The sequence below is a fragment of the Thermus sp. KWY1 genome, from assembly GCF_057547025.1.
In genome coordinates, this window is record NZ_BAAJPG010000016.1 from 108,498 (window position 1) to 122,698 (window position 14,201).

Sequence of the window (14,201 nt, forward strand, 5' to 3'; positions counted from 1 at the left end):
GCGGGGCTCGAGGTGATCCGCTCCCACCCTTGCCGCCATGCCCCAAGGTTCCTCCTTGGGGTGGCCGCCCTTTGCCTCCTCGCCCTGGCCCAGGAGGTCTTCCACCCCCAGGTGGAGCTCACCCGGAAGGAGAAGAGGGTGGTGGCCTGGGTGAGCGGGGAGGAGGGAAGCCTCTTCTACGCGGACTACGGGGACCTCCTGGTAGGGGAGCTTCAAGCCCTTTCCCCCGAGAGGGTCCAGGTGGAGAACCGAGCCTTCTTCCGGGATGCGGGAAGCGCGGTGGAGGAGGGGCTGAAGGTGGGGGAAAGGGTGGAGGTGGCCTATAACCCCGATTGGGTACAGGAGGGGCTTCCCTACCTGATGCGTTTGCGAAGGGCCGGCGAAGGGAAGGGGGAGCGCTACCTCCGCCTCGTCCTCTTTGACCCCAAGGGGGTGGAGGTGCGCCTGGGGGGGGAGGTGGAGGCCAGGGGGCCCCTGGCGGTGGTGGAGCGGGGTGGGGTGGAGGAGCTCTTCCTCTCCGGAGGAGAGGCCCGGTACCTGGAGGAGGAAGGCCGGCTGGAGCTAAGGCCGGCTCCCGGAAAGGTGGCGGTGGCCCAGGGGCAGGTGCGGGTGGAGGGGCAGAGGCTCCGCTACCAAAACGACACCGGGGAGGCCCTATTGGAAGGTCCTCTGGAAGTGCGCCGCGAGGGGGAAAAACCCCTTTCGGGCAAGGCGGGCTCCTTGCGCTACCTTCTGGACGAGGACCGGCTTTGGCTTCTCGGAGGGGTGGAGCTTACCCAGGGCGGGCGCACCACCAAGGCTGAGCGGGCGCTTCTCCGGGAAAAGGAAGGGTACGCCTTCCTGTATGGGAAGGTGGAAAGCCGGGACGAAAGGGGTGTGGTGCGGGGGGAGCGGGTGCGCTACGCCCTAAAGAGCGGGGAAGTGGTGGTCCTGGGTGGGGTGGCCGGGGAGTTCCGCGGCGACTAGGCGGGCACGCCCGCCATCAGAAGGCCCAGGCGCTCTTCCTTGGCTTCTTCCGGGGTGAGTTCCCCCACGATGCGCCCCTCGTACATGACCAGGATGCGGTCCGAGAGGCTGATCACCTCGGAAAGGTCGGCGGAAACCAGAAGCACCGCCAGGCCCTGGTCGCGGGCCTCCACCAGGCGTTGGTGGATAAACTCTATGGCTCCCACGTCCACGCCCCGGGTGGGCTGGGCGGCGATGAGGAGGCGGGGCCCCCGCAAAAGCTCCCTGCCCACCACGATCTTCTGCTGGTTCCCCCCGGAGAAGCGCCGGGCGGAGAGGTCCGTGGAGCGAGGGCGGACGTCAAAGGTTTCCACCAGGGTCCGGGCGTGCTGCTCCATGGCCTTCCCGTCCAGAAAGCCCAGGAAGCCGCGGAAGGGGGGGCGGTGCTGGTCCCCCAGGATGGCGTTTTCCCGCACGGAGAAGTCCAGGACCAGCCCCCGGGCAAGACGGTCCTCGGGGATGTGGCTCACGCCCGCCTCCCGTACCTTGAGGGCCAGGTGGGGAAGAGGGTGGCCCAGGTAGCGCACCGTTCCCCGGTACTTGCGCAGGCCCGCCAGGGCCTCCACCAGCTCGGTCTGGCCGTTCCCTTCCACCCCGGCGATGCCCACGATCTCCCCAGCCCGCACGAAGAAGCTCACCCCCCTTAGCCTGGGGGGCGCCTCGAGGCCCTCCACCTCCAGCACCACCTCGCCCGGCTTGGCGGGGCCCTTTTCCACCCTCAGGACCACCTCCCTTCCCACCATCATCCGGGCCAGCTCCTCCAAGGAGGTTTCCGGGGTCTTCACCGTGCCCACCACCCTTCCGTCCCGGATCACCGTGACCCGGTCGGACACGGCAAGCACCTCCTTCAGCTTGTGGCTGATGAAGATGGCGGCGTTTCCCTTGGCCACATAGGCCCTGAGGAAGCGGAAAAGCTCCTCCGCCTCCTGGGGGGTTAGGACGGCGGTGGGTTCGTCCAGGATGAGGATTTTGGCCTGGCGGTAGAGGGCTTTGAGGATCTCCACCCGCTGCTGCAAGCCCACGGGGAGGTTCTCGATGCGCTCGTCCAGGGGTACCTGGAAGCCCAGCTCCTCCATGAGGGCGGTGGCCCGCTTCCTGGCCTCGTCCAGATTGAGGTATAGAGGGCTTCCCGGCTCGAGGCCCAGGACCAGGTTCTCCAGCACGGTGAAGGGCTCCACCAGCATGAAGTGCTGGTGGACCATGCCGATGCCGTGGGCGATGGCGTCCAGGGGGCTCTTGGGCCGATAGGGCTTGCCGTCCACCCACATCTCCCCTTTGTCCGGCGGCTGCAGGCCGTAGACGATCTTCATCAGGGTGGACTTCCCCGCCCCGTTTTCCCCCACCAGGGCCAAAACCTCGCCCCAGTTCAGGTCCAGGCTGATGTGGTCGTTGGCCAGGACCAGGGGGAAGCGCTTGGTGATGTCCTTGAGCACCAGGGCCTTTGCGATGGTTCCGCTAGCCTCCACGCCCGGAGTATACAAAAAGGCCGGGGGAACCCCCGGCCTACGGAGCCCTTCCTTTAGCGCTTTTCAGGCACCTTGAGTTGGCCCTTGATGATCTGTTGCTTCAAAACCTCCAGCTTGCTCACCACCGCAGCGGGGATCAGGGCCTTGTTGTACTCGTCCAGGGCGTAGCCCACCCCGTTGTTGACCAGGCCGAACTCCCGCACCCCACCCTTGAAGGCCTTCTGCACCACGCTCTTGATGACCTCGTAGGTGGCCACGTCCACCCGCTTCATCATGGAGGTGAGGCCGTGGTTCAGGGTGTTGGGGTTGTTGTCGGTGTCCCCCAGGTAGTTCTGGTTGGCGTCCACCCCGATGAAGAAGAGGGGCGTGGCCTTGGTGCCGTCGGTGCCGCAGGTCTTGGTGTAGTCGGCGTACTTGGGCACCTTGGCATAGGGGTCCGCCTTCCGCACGAAGCGGATGGCCCCGCCTTCCTTCAGGCACTTGGCCTGCTTCACGTAGTCGATGAGTCCCAGGCCCGAACCACCGGCGGCGGCGTAGATGATGTCGGCTCCCTGGCGCACCTGGCTGGCGGCGATCTCCTTGGCCTTGGCGGGGTCGTTCCAGGCGGCGGGGGTGTTGCCCACGTACCCCACCAGGACCTTGCCCTGGATCTTGTCCTCCTTGAAGGCGTACTCCGCCCCGGCCCGGAAGCCCGCCTCAAACTTGTGGATGAGGGGGATGTCCATGCCGCCGATGAAACCCACCACCCCAGTGCGGCTCATCTTGCCAGCGATGTAGCCCACCAGGAAGCTTCCCTCGTGCTCCCGGAAGACCAGGCCCACGGCGTTGGGAAGCTTGCCTTCCCCAGGGACGGCGTCGATCACCGCAAAGTTCACCTTGGGGAACTCCTTGGCGGTGGCGGTGATGGCGGGTTCGTTGGCGAAGCCCACCCCGATCACCAGGTCAAAGCCCTCCTCGGCGAAGGTGCGGATGCCTTGGCCCACCTGGGAGGGGTCGGCGGGCTCGAAGTCGAAGAGCTTAACCCCGAAGTCCTTGGCCGCCTTCTGGGCTCCTTCCCAAGCGGACTGGTTGAAGGAGCGGTCAAACTTGCCACCCGCATCAAAGGCGATCCCCACGCGCACCTGGGCCAGGCTCAAACCTAGGGCCAATACCGCCAAAAGGGCCACAATACGTTTCATCTGCCACCTCCTATGGCATTTCGCCGTAGGGCATTATACCCGGTTCGGTAAACTCAAGGCATGACCCTGGAGGAGGCTCGCAAACGGATCAACGAGCTCCGGGACCTCATCCGCTACCACAACTACCGTTACTACGTCCTGGATGCCCCGGAGATCTCCGATGCCGAATACGACCGGCTTTTGAGGGAGCTTAAGGAGCTGGAGGAACGCTTTCCCGAGCTTAAAAGCCCGGATTCCCCCACGGAGCAGGTGGGGGCTAAGCCCCTCGAGGCCACCTTCCGCCCCATCCGCCATCCCACGCGCATGTACTCCTTGGATAACGCCTTCACCCTGGAGGAGGTCAGGGCCTTTGAGGAGCGAATCGAGCGGGCCTTGGGGAGGAAGGGGCCCTTCGTGTACACGGTGGAGCACAAGGTGGATGGCCTTTCCGTGAACCTCTACTACGAGGAAGGGATTCTGGTATGGGGGGCCACCCGGGGGGACGGAGAAACAGGGGAGGAGGTCACCCAGAACCTCCTCACCATCCCCACCATTCCCCGAAGGCTTAAAGGGGTACCGGAGCGCCTCGAGGTCCGGGGCGAGGTGTACATGCCCATAGAGGCCTTCCTCCGCCTCAACGAGGAGCTGGAGGAAAAGGGAGAGAAGATCTTCAAAAACCCCAGAAACGCCGCCGCCGGCTCCCTCAGGCAGAAGGACCCCCGGATTACCGCAAGGAGGGGCCTCAGGGCCACCTTCTACGCCCTGGGCCTCGGCCTGGAGGAAAGCGGGCTCAAGACCCAGCTGGACCTCCTTCACTGGCTTAGGGAGAAGGGGTTTCCTGTGGAGCACGGCTTCGCCCGGGCAGAAGGGGCAGAGGGGGTGGAAAGGATCTACCAGGACTGGCTTAAGGAGCGGCGAAGCCTTCCCTTTGAGGCGGATGGGGTGGTGGTGAAGCTGGATGAGCTTTCCCTCTGGCGGGAACTGGGGTACACCGCCCGGGCCCCGCGCTTTGCCATCGCCTACAAGTTCCCCGCGGAGGAGAAGGAAACCCGCCTGCTTCAGGTGGTCTTCCAGGTGGGGCGCACGGGCAGGGTGACGCCGGTGGGTATTCTGGAACCCGTCTTCATTGAGGGAAGCGAGGTCAGCCGGGTTACCCTGCACAATGAAAGCTACATCGAGGAGCTGGACGTGCGCATCGGGGATTGGGTCCTGGTGCACAAGGCGGGGGGGGTGATCCCCGAGGTCCTCAGGGTCCTGAATGAGAAGAGGACCGGGGAGGAGAGGCCCATTCGCTGGCCGGAAACCTGCCCCGAGTGCGGCCACCGCCTGGTCAAGGAGGGCAAGGTGCACCGCTGCCCCAATCCCTTGTGCCCGGCCAAGCGCTTTGAGGCCATCCGCCACTACGCCTCCCGCAAGGCCATGGACATCGGGGGCCTCGGGGAGAAGCTCATTGAGAAGCTCCTGGAAAAGGGCTTGGTGAAGGATGTGGCCGACCTTTACCGGCTTAAGGAGGAGGACCTGGTGGGCCTCGAGCGCATGGGGAAGAAGAGCGCACAAAACCTCCTGCGCCAGATTGAGGAGAGCCGGAGCCAGGGCTTGGAGCGGCTCCTCTATGCCCTGGGACTGCCGGGGGTGGGGGAGGTTCTGGCCCGCAACCTGGCGGCCCACTTCGGCACCATGGACCGCCTCCTCGAGGCCACCCTGGAGGAACTCCTCCAGGTGGAGGAGGTGGGGGAACTCACCGCCCGGGGGATTTACGAAACCCTGCAGGACCCTGCCTTCCGGGACCTGGTGAGGCGCCTCAAGGAGGCTGGGGTGGAGATGGAGGCCAAGGAACGGGGGGAGGAGGCTTTAAAGGGCCTTACCTTCGTCATCACCGGGGAGCTTTCCCGCCCGCGGGAGGAGGTGAAGGCCCTCTTGAGGCGCCTGGGGGCCAAGGTGACGGATTCCGTGAGCCGCAAGACCAGCTACCTGGTGGTGGGGGAGGCCCCGGGGAGCAAGCTGGAGAAGGCCCGGGCCCTGGGGGTGCCCACGCTGACGGAGGAGGAACTTTACAGGTTCATAGAGGAGCGCACGGGAAGCATCTGGAAACCTTAGCTTCCTAGAGCTGGTGGCCGGGTGGGAAGATCTTTTCCAGGGCCTCCTGGAGCCTGGAACCGGACAAACCAAGCTCTTTGAGGGCCTTTTCGTAAAGCTCCGGGGTGAGAAGCCCCTGGAGGGCCTTAAGCTCCGTACGGGAGAGATGGGCTCCCATTAATACGTGCTCCTCAAAGCTCTGCCAGGCCAGGGGCACATGGGCCTTCACTATTTCAGCAATGGCCTTGGCGTACTGCCTTATTTCCCACTGGGCATGGGGGTCCAGGCGCAGGGCCAGGAAGTGGAAAAGATTGTGGAGGTCTTGCTTCCAGTAGAACTCGGTGTAGAGGTTTAGGGGCAGGACCATGCGGGCCATCTCCCGGGCGATCCCCTTTTCCAGAAGGGTTTGGTAGGCCTGGTAGGCTTCCCGCTCCACCCCTTTGAGGAGAAGGGAGGCTTCCTCATCGGAAAGCTCCCCCTCGGAACCCTGCTTGTTCCGCCGGGCTTGTTTCCGCCACGCTTGTGGCTCGTAAAACTCCTCCTTGAGGACGGAGTAGCGACCGGAGATCTCGTTCACGCTGGCGGTGCGGTGGCGGAACCACTGGCGCACCACGAAGATGGGAGCCTTCACGTGGAACTTGAACTCCACCATCTCAAAGGGGCTGGTGTGGCGGTGGCGCATGAGGTAGTCGATAAGGGCGGCATCCTCCCGCACCGTCTTGGTGCCGGAGCCGTAGGAGACCCTGGCTGCCTGGACGATGGAGGCATCGCTTCCCATCACCTCCACCAGGCGCACGAACCCCTTGTCCAAAACCGCAATCTCCATGCCCTTGAGTCTACTTGCCCTTTGGGCCAAAGGGGTCTACCCTAAGCTCATGCGGGTCCGCACCCCCTTTGCCTACAAGTGGCGGCACGGGCGCTACAGGCCCTCTTGACCTTGGCTCTAAGGGCTTGCGGCATGTAGGATGGATAGGCTTTGTGGCGCCTGTGCGCCCATTTTCGGAGCGAGTATGTTGAGGTTGCCAGACTTTCCCCTGCCCGACCCTCGAGGGCGCTTCGGTCCTTACGGAGGAAGGTACGTTCCCGAAACCTTGATCCCGGCCCTGGAGGAGGTGGAGGCCGCCTACAGGGAGGCCAAGAAGGACCCGGCATTCTTGGCGGAACTTGAGTACTACCTCAAGACCTTTGCCGGTCGGCCCACTCCCCTGTACCACGCCAGGAGGCTTTCCGAGTACTGGGGCGGGGCCCAGGTGTACCTGAAGCGGGAGGACCTTTTGCACACCGGGGCCCACAAGATCAACAACACCCTGGGCCAGGCCCTCCTGGCCCGGCGCATGGGCAAGAAGCGGGTCATCGCCGAAACCGGCGCCGGGCAGCACGGGGTTTCCGTGGCCACGGTGGCCGCTCTCTTTGGCCTGGAATGCGTGGTTTACATGGGGGAGGAGGATGTAAGGCGGCAGGCCCTGAATGTCTTCCGCATGAAGCTTCTGGGGGCGGAGGTGCGGCCCGTGGCCGCGGGAAGCCGTACCCTTAAGGACGCCACCAACGAGGCCATCCGGGACTGGCTCACCCATGTGCGCACCACCTTCTACATCCTGGGCTCGGTGGTGGGCCCCCACCCCTACCCCATGATGGTGCGGGAGTTCCAAAGCGTGATCGGGGAGGAGGTGAAGGAGCAAAGCCTCAAGCTTTTTGGCCGCTACCCCGACGCCCTCATCGCCGCCGTGGGGGGAGGGTCCAACGCCATCGGTCTCTTCGCTCCCTTTGCCTACCTTCCCGAGAGGGAGCGCCCCCGGCTCATTGGGGTGGAGGCCGCCGGGGAAGGGCTTTCCACCGGCAGGCACGCCGCCAGCATCGGGGCGGGAAAGCGGGGGGTGCTTCACGGAAGCTACATGTACCTCCTCTACGACCACGATGGCCAGATCACCCCGGCCCACTCGGTTTCCGCCGGGCTGGACTACCCTGGGGTGGGACCGGAGCACAGCTACTACGCCGACCAGGGCATCGCCGAGTACGCTGGGGTGACGGATGAGGAGGCCCTCGAGGGCTTCAAGCTCCTTGCCCGCCTCGAGGGGATCATCCCCGCCTTGGAGTCCGCCCATGCCATCGCCCACGCCGCCAAGGTGGTCCCGGAGATGGACAAGGACCAGATCGTGGTCATCAACCTCTCGGGCCGGGGGGATAAGGACGTGACCGAGGTGATGCGCCTTTTGGGAGGGGAGCTATGACCACGCTGGAAGCCTTCGCCCGGGCCAAGGCTGAGGGCCGGGCCGCATTAATCCCCTACCTCACCGCGGGCTTCCCTAGCCGGGAGGGGTTCTTGCAGGCGGTGAAGGAGGTACTGCCCTATGCCGATCTTTTGGAGATTGGCCTCCCCTACTCCGATCCCCTGGGGGATGGCCCTGTGATCCAGCGGGCCAGCGAGGAGGCCTTGAGGAAGGGGATGAGCGTCCAGGGCGTTTTGGAGCTCTTCCGGGAGGTGCGGGCCCTCACCGAAAAGCCCCTTTACCTCATGACCTACCTGAACCCCGTGCTGGCCTGGGGGCCGGAGCGGTTCTTCAGCCTTTTCAAGCAGGCGGGGGCCACGGGCCTCATCCTGCCCGACCTTCCTCCCGATGAGGACCCTTCCCTGGTGCGCCTGGCGCAGGAGATCGGCCTGGAAACGGTATTTCTCCTAGCCCCCACCTCCACGGACAGGCGGGTGGAAACCGTGGTGGGCTACGCCACCGGGTTCATCTATGCGGTTTCCGTCACCGGGGTCACCGGGGAGCGGGAGCGCCTTCCCGACGAGGTGCGGGACCTGGTGCGGCGGATCAAGGCCAAAACCTCCTTGCCCGTGGCCGTGGGCTTTGGGGTTTCGGGGCGGGAAACCGCGGCCCAGGCGGCGGTGGCCGACGGGGTGGTGGTGGGAAGCGCCTTGGTGCGGGCCCTCGAGGGGGGCCGGCCCCTGGCTCCTCTCCTCGAGGAGATCCGTCAAGGGCTTATGCAAAAGGAGCCCGCTTAGGCCAGGGGAAGCTCGGCTTCCTCTCCCAGGACGGCCTTGGGGTCCGGATACCGCAGGATGCGGTAAAGGGGATCCCGCTCTGCGGGCTTGAAGCCCGCGTCCACGATGTGGCGCACGATCTCCCGCACCGTGGCGTGGGTACGCCCGTGCCCCCCTGCCGCCGAGACCACGTTTTCCTCCAACATGGTGCTACCGAAGTCGTCGGCTCCGTAGTAAAGGGCAGTCTGGGCCACCTTGAACCCCAGGGTGGGCCAGGAAGCCTGGAGGTGGGCGAAGTTGTCCAGGGCGAGCCGGGCGATGGCCAGGGTTTTCAGGTACTCGTGAGCGGTGGCCCCGGGAGCCTTGCCCTTCAGGCGGGTGTGCTCCACCTGCAGGGTCCAAAGGGCGAAGGCGGCAAAGCCGTTCCGGTACTGCTTCAGGGCCTTGTCTTGCTGGGTGCGGATACCTAAGAGGTGAAGGGTGCGCTCCCTTGGGCCTTCCCCGAAACCGATCACCATGCTGGCCAGGGTGTAAAGCCCCAGGGCCTGGGCGGCGTCCACGATGCGGTACCAGTCGGCGGTCTGGATGCGGGCAGGGGCGGCCTTGTGCCGCACCTCGTCCACCAGGATCTCCGCCCCGGCCCCCGGCATCCCGTCCAGGCCAGCCTCCATCAGCTTTTCCAGGATCTCCCCAGCCTTAAGCCCGGTAAGCCGTTCCAGCCCCAGCATCTCCTCGGGGCTGAAGGCGTCGATGCGCAGGTCGGGGAAGCGGTTCTTGAGGTAGCGCAGGAGGTCCAGGTACCACTCCAAGGGCAGGTCCGGATTAACGCCTCCTTGCATCAGGATGCGTCTTCCCCCCACCTGGTAGAGTTCCTCCACCTTCCTGGCGATCTCCTCGTAGGTGAGGGTGTAAGCGTCCTCTTGCCGCCGGGTGCGGTAAAAGGCACAGAAGGCGCAGGCCACAGTGCAGACGTTGGTGTAGTTGATGTTGCGGTCTATGAGGAAGGTGACCACCTCCGGATTGGTTTTCTGAAGGCGCACCTCGTGGGCGGCGGCGGCCAGCTCGGGAAGGGGTAGGTCAAAGAGGGCCATGACCTCCGCTTCGGAAAGCCTTTCTCCCGCCACGGCTTTTTCCAGCACATCCATGGGCCTCATGCTACACCCTTCTGGCTTCGCCGGTTGGAGGCTGGGCCACGGGTAAAATGTAGGCATGGAACTCAAGATAATCCCCATCGAGAAGCCGGAAAACCTGAATGCCATCCTGGGCCAGGCCCACTTCATCAAGACGGTGGAGGACTTGCACGAGGCTTTGGTGACCGCCGTGCCAGGCATCAAGTTCGGCCTGGCCTTTTCCGAGGCCAGCGGCAAGCGCCTGGTGCGGCGCTCGGGCACCGATCCCGAGCTTACCGAACTTGCGGTCAAGAACCTCCTCAACCTGGCAGCAGGGCACAGCTTCCTCATTATTTTAGGGGAGGGGTTTTACCCCATCAACGTGCTCCATGCGGTGAAGGCCTGCCCGGAGGTGGTGCACATCTATGCCGCCACTGCCAATGCTCTCCAGGTGGTGGTGGCGGAAGAAGGGGAGCAGCGGGCCATCCTGGGGGTCATGGATGGCTTTAAGCCCCTGGGGGTGGAGGACGACGCCGAGGTGGCCTGGCGCAAGGACCTTCTCCGCCGTTTTGGCTATAAACTTTAGCGCCCCCTTAGCCATGCTCGGGGGCTTGGGGTAAGATGCCCTCATGGAGCCTGGAACTGCTGCGCCCGACTTTGCCCTGCCGGACCAGGAGGGGCGGATTCACCGGCTTTCCGATTACCGGGGGAAGTGGGTGGTTCTCTACTTCTACCCCAAGGACGACACCCCGGGTTGCACCAAGGAGGCCTGCGGCTTCCGCGACCGCATGGGGGATCTGCAGGAGCTGGGTGCCGTGGTGCTTGGGGTGTCGGCGGACGATGTCCAAAGCCATAAGCGCTTCGCTGAGAAGTACGGTTTGAACTTTCCCCTTCTTGCCGATCCCGAGCGGGAGATCATCCTGGCCTACGGGGCTTGGGGGAAGAAGAACCTTTACGGCAAGGAGTACGAGGGGGTTTTGCGCCAGACCTTCCTGATCGATCCCGAGGGCCGGATTGCCAAAGTCTGGCGCAAGGTTTCCCCGGAGGGCCACGCCGAGGAGGTGGCGGAAGCCCTGCGGGCCCTGAGGGGGTCTTGAGGATGGAAAGGCCTTTGGAAAGCTACAAGAAGGAGGCTGCCCATGCGGCGGTGGCCTTTGTGCAGGATGGCATGGTGGTGGGCTTGGGCACGGGGTCCACGGCTAGGTATGCCGTCTTGGAGTTGGCCCGGCGGTTGAGGGAAGGGGAGCTTAGGGGGGTTAAGGGAGTTCCCACCTCGGAGGCCACCAAGGACCTGGCCCTGAGGGAGGGGATTCCCCTGGTGGATCTTCCGCCAGAGGGGGTGGACCTGGCCATTGACGGGGCTGACGAGATCGCTCCGGACCTCTCCCTTATCAAGGGCCTTGGTGGGGCTCTTTTGCGGGAGAAGATCGTGGAGGGCAACGCCAGGGAGTTCATCGTCATCGCCGACCACACCAAGAAGGTGTCGGTATTAGGCCGCGGGGTGGTGCCGGTGGAGATCGTGCCCTTTGGCCACCTGGCCACCCTAAGGGCCATCCGTTCCCTTGGGGGGGAGCCGGAGCTGAGGATGAACGGGGATGAGGTCTATTTCACCGACGGGGGCCACCTCATCGCCGATGTGCGCTTTGGCCCCATTGGGGATCCTTTGGGCCTCCACAAGGCTCTTTTGGAGATCCCCGGGGTGGTGGAAACGGGGATCTTCGTGGGGCTCGCCACCCGGGCCCTGGTGGCGGGACCCATGGGGGTGGAGGAGATTTTGCCATGAGCCTCGAGGAGATCCTGGCTCGCTTGCGTGCTCATAGGGACGAACTTCGAGCCCTGGGTGTGAAGGACCTCTTCTTGTTTGGGTCCTTTGTACGAAAAGAGGCCGGCCCTGGAAGCGATTTGGACGTGGCTGTTGAGCTTATAGAGCCGGTTTCCTTTGATCGCCTCATGGCTTTAAAGCTTTACCTGGAAGACCTTTTGGGTGTACCTGTGGACGTGGTTCGTTTGAGGGCGCTAAAGCCCTCCTTGCGGCGGATCGTGGAGCGGGAAGGCCTGCGTGTCGCGTGACCCCTCCTTGTTATTGGAAGACATATTCTTGGCGTGTCAGCGGATTGTGCGCTACACGGAGGGGATGTCGTATGAGGCTTTTTTGGAGGACGAGCGAACCGTAGACGCTGTCCTCCGCAACCTCACGGTGATAGGGGAGGCCGTTAAGCGGCCTCCTGTGGGCTTTAAGCTTGCCCATCCGGAAGTGGAGTGGCGGAAGATAGCCGGTTTTCGGGATGTGGTGGTCCACGATTATTTTGGTGTAGACCTGGAATTGGTCTGGGACGTGGTGAGGAACAAGGTGCCGCAGCTTTATGCCTGGGTAGAGCGGGTTTTGCAGCAAGGTTAGGGTTGGGTGTAGAATCGGGGTTGTGAAGGGCATGCCTTTGGGCTAGGGCGGGAAGGACCTTCCCGCCCGGGGCGCATGCCCCGGTTTTTCTTGGAGGAGGGATGGAAAAAGTTTTTTACATCACTACCCCCATCTACTACGTGAACGCAGAACCCCACCTGGGCCACGCCTACACCACGGTGGTGGCGGATTTCCTGGCCCGCTGGCACCGGTTGGACGGGTACCAAACCTTCTTCCTAACCGGCACGGATGAGCACGGGGAGACCGTTTACCGGGCAGCCCAGAGGGCAGGGGAGGAACCCCAGGCGTTTGTGGACCGGGTATCCCAGCGCTTCCGCAAGGCCTGGGAGCTTTTGGGCATCGCCTACGACGATTTCATCCGCACCACCGAGGAGCGGCACAAGCGGGTGGTGCAAAGGGTGTTGCAAAGGGTCTACGAGGCCGGGGACATCTACTACGGGGAGTACGAGGGGCTTTACTGCGTAAGCTGCGAGCGCTTCTACACGGAGAAGGAGCTTCAAGGGGACCTCTGCCCCATTCACGGCCGGCCCGTGGAGAGGAGGCGGGAGGGGAACTACTTCTTCCGCATGGAGAAGTACCGGGAGTGGCTCATAGATTACCTCCAGACCCATCCGGACCTCATCCGTCCTGAAGGGTACAGGAACGAGGTGCTCTCCATGCTCTCCGAGCCCGTCGGGGATCTTTCCATCTCCCGGCCCAAGGCCCGGGTTCCCTGGGGTATCCCCTTACCCTGGGATGAAGCCCACGTAACCTACGTCTGGTTTGACGCCCTCCTCAACTACGTGTCCGCCCTAGGCTACCCCGATGATCCCCGCTACGCCACCTTCTGGCCGCAGGCTTGGCACCTGATCGGCAAGGACATCCTGAAGCCCCACGCGGTCTTCTGGCCCACCATGCTGAAGGCGGCGGGGATTCCCATGTACCGGCACCTGAACGTGGGAGGGTTTCTGCTCGGGCCGGATGGGCGGAAGATGAGCAAGACCCTGGGAAATGTGGTGGATCCCTTTGCCCTCACGGAGAAGTATGGCCGGGATGCGGTGCGGTACTACCTTTTGCGGGAGATTCCCTATGGCCAGGATACGCCCGTGAGCGAGGAGGCCCTGAGGGCCAGGTACGAGGCGGATTTGGCCGATGACCTGGGCAACCTTCTCCAGCGCACCCGGGCCATGCTCTTCCGCTTCGCTGAAGGGCGCATCCCCGAGCTGGTTCCCGGGGAGGAGCTGGAGGAGGGGACGCGGCTTGCGGGGCGTTTAAGGGGGCTGGTGCGGGACCTCCGCTTCCACGTGGCCCTCGAGGAGACCATGGCCTATGTGAAGGCCCTAAACCGCTACATTAACGAAAAGCGTCCCTGGGAGCTATTCAAGGAGGATCCGAGGGAGGCTAGGGCGGTGCTTTACCGGGTGGTGGAGGGCCTGCGGATTGCCTCTATCCTCCTTACCCCGACCATGCCGGACAAGATGGCCGAGCTGCGCCGAGCTTTGGGCTTGAGGGAGGAGGTGCGCCTCGAGGAGGCGGAGCGCTGGGGTCTGGCGGAACCCCTTCCCCTTCCCCAGGAGGCGGGGGTTCTCTTTCCCAAGGAGGCTCCCAGGGAGGAGGCCAGGAGCTCCGGAGAGGGCAAAATGGAGGATAGCGTAGAGGATCGTTCCATCAGCATAGAGGACTTTGCCAAGGTGGAGCTGAGGGTGGCGGAGGTAGTGGCGGCGGAGAAGCATCCCAACGCCGACAGGCTTCTGGTGCTTAGGCTTTCCCTGGGGAACGAGGAGCGCACCGTGGTTTCCGGAATCGCCCGCTGGTACCGCCCCGAGGAGCTCGTGGGGAAGAAGGTGGTGCTGGTGGCCAATCTGAAACCCGCCAAGCTCCGGGGCGTGGAGAGCCAGGGTATGATCCTGGCGGCTTCGGAAGGGGATAAGCTCACCCTGGTCACCGTGGAGGGGGATATCCCCCCGGGGGCGGTGGTGAAATAGCCCTTGGCGCAAGAGGGGTGTA

The 14,201-nt window shown here is 64.1% G+C and carries 14 protein-coding genes; 10 read left to right on the forward strand and 4 right to left on the reverse strand.

Annotated elements, in window-relative coordinates:
- Positions 1-60 precede the first annotated feature (60 nt).
- Entirely contained in the window at positions 61-966 is a 906-nt protein-coding gene (gene lptC / locus AC27GT_RS04135; RefSeq protein ID WP_219758705.1) for an LPS export ABC transporter periplasmic protein LptC, read from the forward strand.
- Here lptC and AC27GT_RS04140 read toward each other — a convergent pair.
- Together AC27GT_RS04140 and AC27GT_RS04145 are read right to left on the reverse strand one after the other, a co-directional pair.
- Positions 963-2,453 carry an ABC transporter ATP-binding protein gene (locus tag AC27GT_RS04140; RefSeq protein WP_219758704.1) on the reverse strand — a complete coding sequence of 497 codons (1,491 nt, stop codon included), beginning with the start codon at positions 2,451-2,453 and terminating at the stop codon, positions 963-965. The two genes, lptC and AC27GT_RS04140, sit on opposite strands and share 4 nt — an antisense overlap.
- A gap of 71 nt (positions 2,454-2,524) precedes the next feature.
- Positions 2,525-3,649, reverse strand: coding sequence for a BMP family lipoprotein (locus tag AC27GT_RS04145; protein WP_126164675.1), 1,125 nt, complete (start codon positions 3,647-3,649; stop codon positions 2,525-2,527).
- A 60-nt stretch (positions 3,650-3,709) separates the two neighbouring features.
- Here AC27GT_RS04145 and ligA point away from each other — a divergent pair, with 60 nt between their 5' ends.
- On the forward strand, positions 3,710-5,725 hold the full coding sequence (gene ligA, locus AC27GT_RS04150; protein ID WP_219758611.1) for an NAD-dependent DNA ligase LigA: 2,016 nt from the start codon (positions 3,710-3,712) through the stop codon (positions 5,723-5,725).
- 4 nt (positions 5,726-5,729) lie between these two features.
- Here the strand turns inward: ligA and thyX are convergent, their stop codons facing one another.
- Positions 5,730-6,530 (reverse strand): FAD-dependent thymidylate synthase, encoded by an 801-nt coding sequence (gene thyX / locus AC27GT_RS04155; RefSeq protein WP_487223567.1) that lies wholly within the window; start codon positions 6,528-6,530, stop codon positions 5,730-5,732.
- A gap of 184 nt (positions 6,531-6,714) precedes the next feature.
- Between thyX and trpB the strand changes: the two genes are divergently transcribed.
- Together trpB and trpA are read left to right on the forward strand one after the other, a co-directional pair.
- Positions 6,715-7,932, forward strand: a complete 1,218-nt coding sequence (gene trpB, locus AC27GT_RS04160; protein ID WP_054391703.1) for a tryptophan synthase subunit beta — start codon at positions 6,715-6,717, stop codon at positions 7,930-7,932.
- The gene (trpA, locus tag AC27GT_RS04165) at positions 7,929-8,708 is read left to right on the forward strand and encodes a tryptophan synthase subunit alpha (protein WP_219758608.1); all 780 of its coding nucleotides are present in this window, start codon (positions 7,929-7,931) and stop codon (positions 8,706-8,708) included. Before trpB ends, trpA begins: the two co-directional genes overlap by 4 nt.
- Here the strand turns inward: trpA and mqnC are convergent.
- Entirely contained in the window at positions 8,705-9,841 is a 1,137-nt protein-coding gene (gene mqnC / locus AC27GT_RS04170) for a cyclic dehypoxanthinyl futalosine synthase (protein ID WP_219758607.1), read from the reverse strand. The two genes, trpA and mqnC, sit on opposite strands and share 4 nt — an antisense overlap.
- Before the next feature lie 55 nt (positions 9,842-9,896).
- On the opposite strand from mqnC, the gene AC27GT_RS04175 reads away from it, so the two are divergent.
- The 6 genes from AC27GT_RS04175 (at position 9,897) to metG (ending at position 14,179) form a co-directional block, all read left to right on the forward strand.
- Positions 9,897-10,382 (forward strand): adenosine diphosphatase, encoded by a 486-nt coding sequence (locus tag AC27GT_RS04175; RefSeq protein ID WP_219758606.1) that lies wholly within the window; start codon positions 9,897-9,899, stop codon positions 10,380-10,382.
- 43 nt (positions 10,383-10,425) lie between these two features.
- On the forward strand, positions 10,426-10,893 hold the full coding sequence (gene bcp / locus AC27GT_RS04180) for a thioredoxin-dependent thiol peroxidase (protein ID WP_219758605.1): 468 nt from the start codon (positions 10,426-10,428) through the stop codon (positions 10,891-10,893).
- 2 nt (positions 10,894-10,895) lie between these two features.
- Positions 10,896-11,579: a ribose-5-phosphate isomerase RpiA gene (rpiA, locus tag AC27GT_RS04185; RefSeq protein ID WP_219758604.1), complete on the forward strand. Its 684-nt coding sequence runs from the start codon at positions 10,896-10,898 to the stop codon at positions 11,577-11,579.
- On the forward strand, positions 11,576-11,866 hold the full coding sequence (locus AC27GT_RS04190) for a nucleotidyltransferase family protein (protein ID WP_219758603.1): 291 nt from the start codon (positions 11,576-11,578) through the stop codon (positions 11,864-11,866). The genes rpiA and AC27GT_RS04190 overlap by 4 nt, the downstream gene beginning before the upstream one ends.
- The gene (locus AC27GT_RS04195) at positions 11,856-12,194 is read left to right on the forward strand and encodes a HepT-like ribonuclease domain-containing protein (RefSeq protein WP_343231583.1); all 339 of its coding nucleotides are present in this window, start codon (positions 11,856-11,858) and stop codon (positions 12,192-12,194) included. Before AC27GT_RS04190 ends, AC27GT_RS04195 begins: the two co-directional genes overlap by 11 nt.
- A gap of 101 nt (positions 12,195-12,295) precedes the next feature.
- Positions 12,296-14,179 carry a methionine--tRNA ligase gene (metG, locus tag AC27GT_RS04200; protein ID WP_219758602.1) on the forward strand — a complete coding sequence of 628 codons (1,884 nt, stop codon included), beginning with the start codon at positions 12,296-12,298 and terminating at the stop codon, positions 14,177-14,179.
- Positions 14,180-14,201 lie beyond the last annotated feature (22 nt).

Bases quoted from the DNA above. Each gene is read 5' to 3' on its own strand.
- AC27GT_RS04145 (WP_126164675.1), bottom strand. From the start codon at position 3,649: ATGAAACGTATTGTGGCCCTTTTGGCGGTATTGGCCCTAGGTTTGAGC.
- ligA (WP_219758611.1), top strand. From the start codon at position 3,710: ATGACCCTGGAGGAGGCTCGCAAACGGATCAACGAGCTCCGGGACCTC.
- thyX (WP_487223567.1), bottom strand. From the start codon at position 6,530: ATGGAGATTGCGGTTTTGGACAAGGGGTTCGTGCGCCTGGTGGAGGTG.
- trpB (WP_054391703.1), top strand. From the start codon at position 6,715: ATGTTGAGGTTGCCAGACTTTCCCCTGCCCGACCCTCGAGGGCGCTTC.
- trpA (WP_219758608.1), top strand. From the start codon at position 7,929: ATGACCACGCTGGAAGCCTTCGCCCGGGCCAAGGCTGAGGGCCGGGCC.
- mqnC (WP_219758607.1), bottom strand. From the start codon at position 9,841: ATGAGGCCCATGGATGTGCTGGAAAAAGCCGTGGCGGGAGAAAGGCTT.
- AC27GT_RS04175 (WP_219758606.1), top strand. From the start codon at position 9,897: ATGGAACTCAAGATAATCCCCATCGAGAAGCCGGAAAACCTGAATGCC.
- bcp (WP_219758605.1), top strand. From the start codon at position 10,426: ATGGAGCCTGGAACTGCTGCGCCCGACTTTGCCCTGCCGGACCAGGAG.
- rpiA (WP_219758604.1), top strand. From the start codon at position 10,896: ATGGAAAGGCCTTTGGAAAGCTACAAGAAGGAGGCTGCCCATGCGGCG.
- AC27GT_RS04190 (WP_219758603.1), top strand. From the start codon at position 11,576: ATGAGCCTCGAGGAGATCCTGGCTCGCTTGCGTGCTCATAGGGACGAA.
- metG (WP_219758602.1), top strand. From the start codon at position 12,296: ATGGAAAAAGTTTTTTACATCACTACCCCCATCTACTACGTGAACGCA.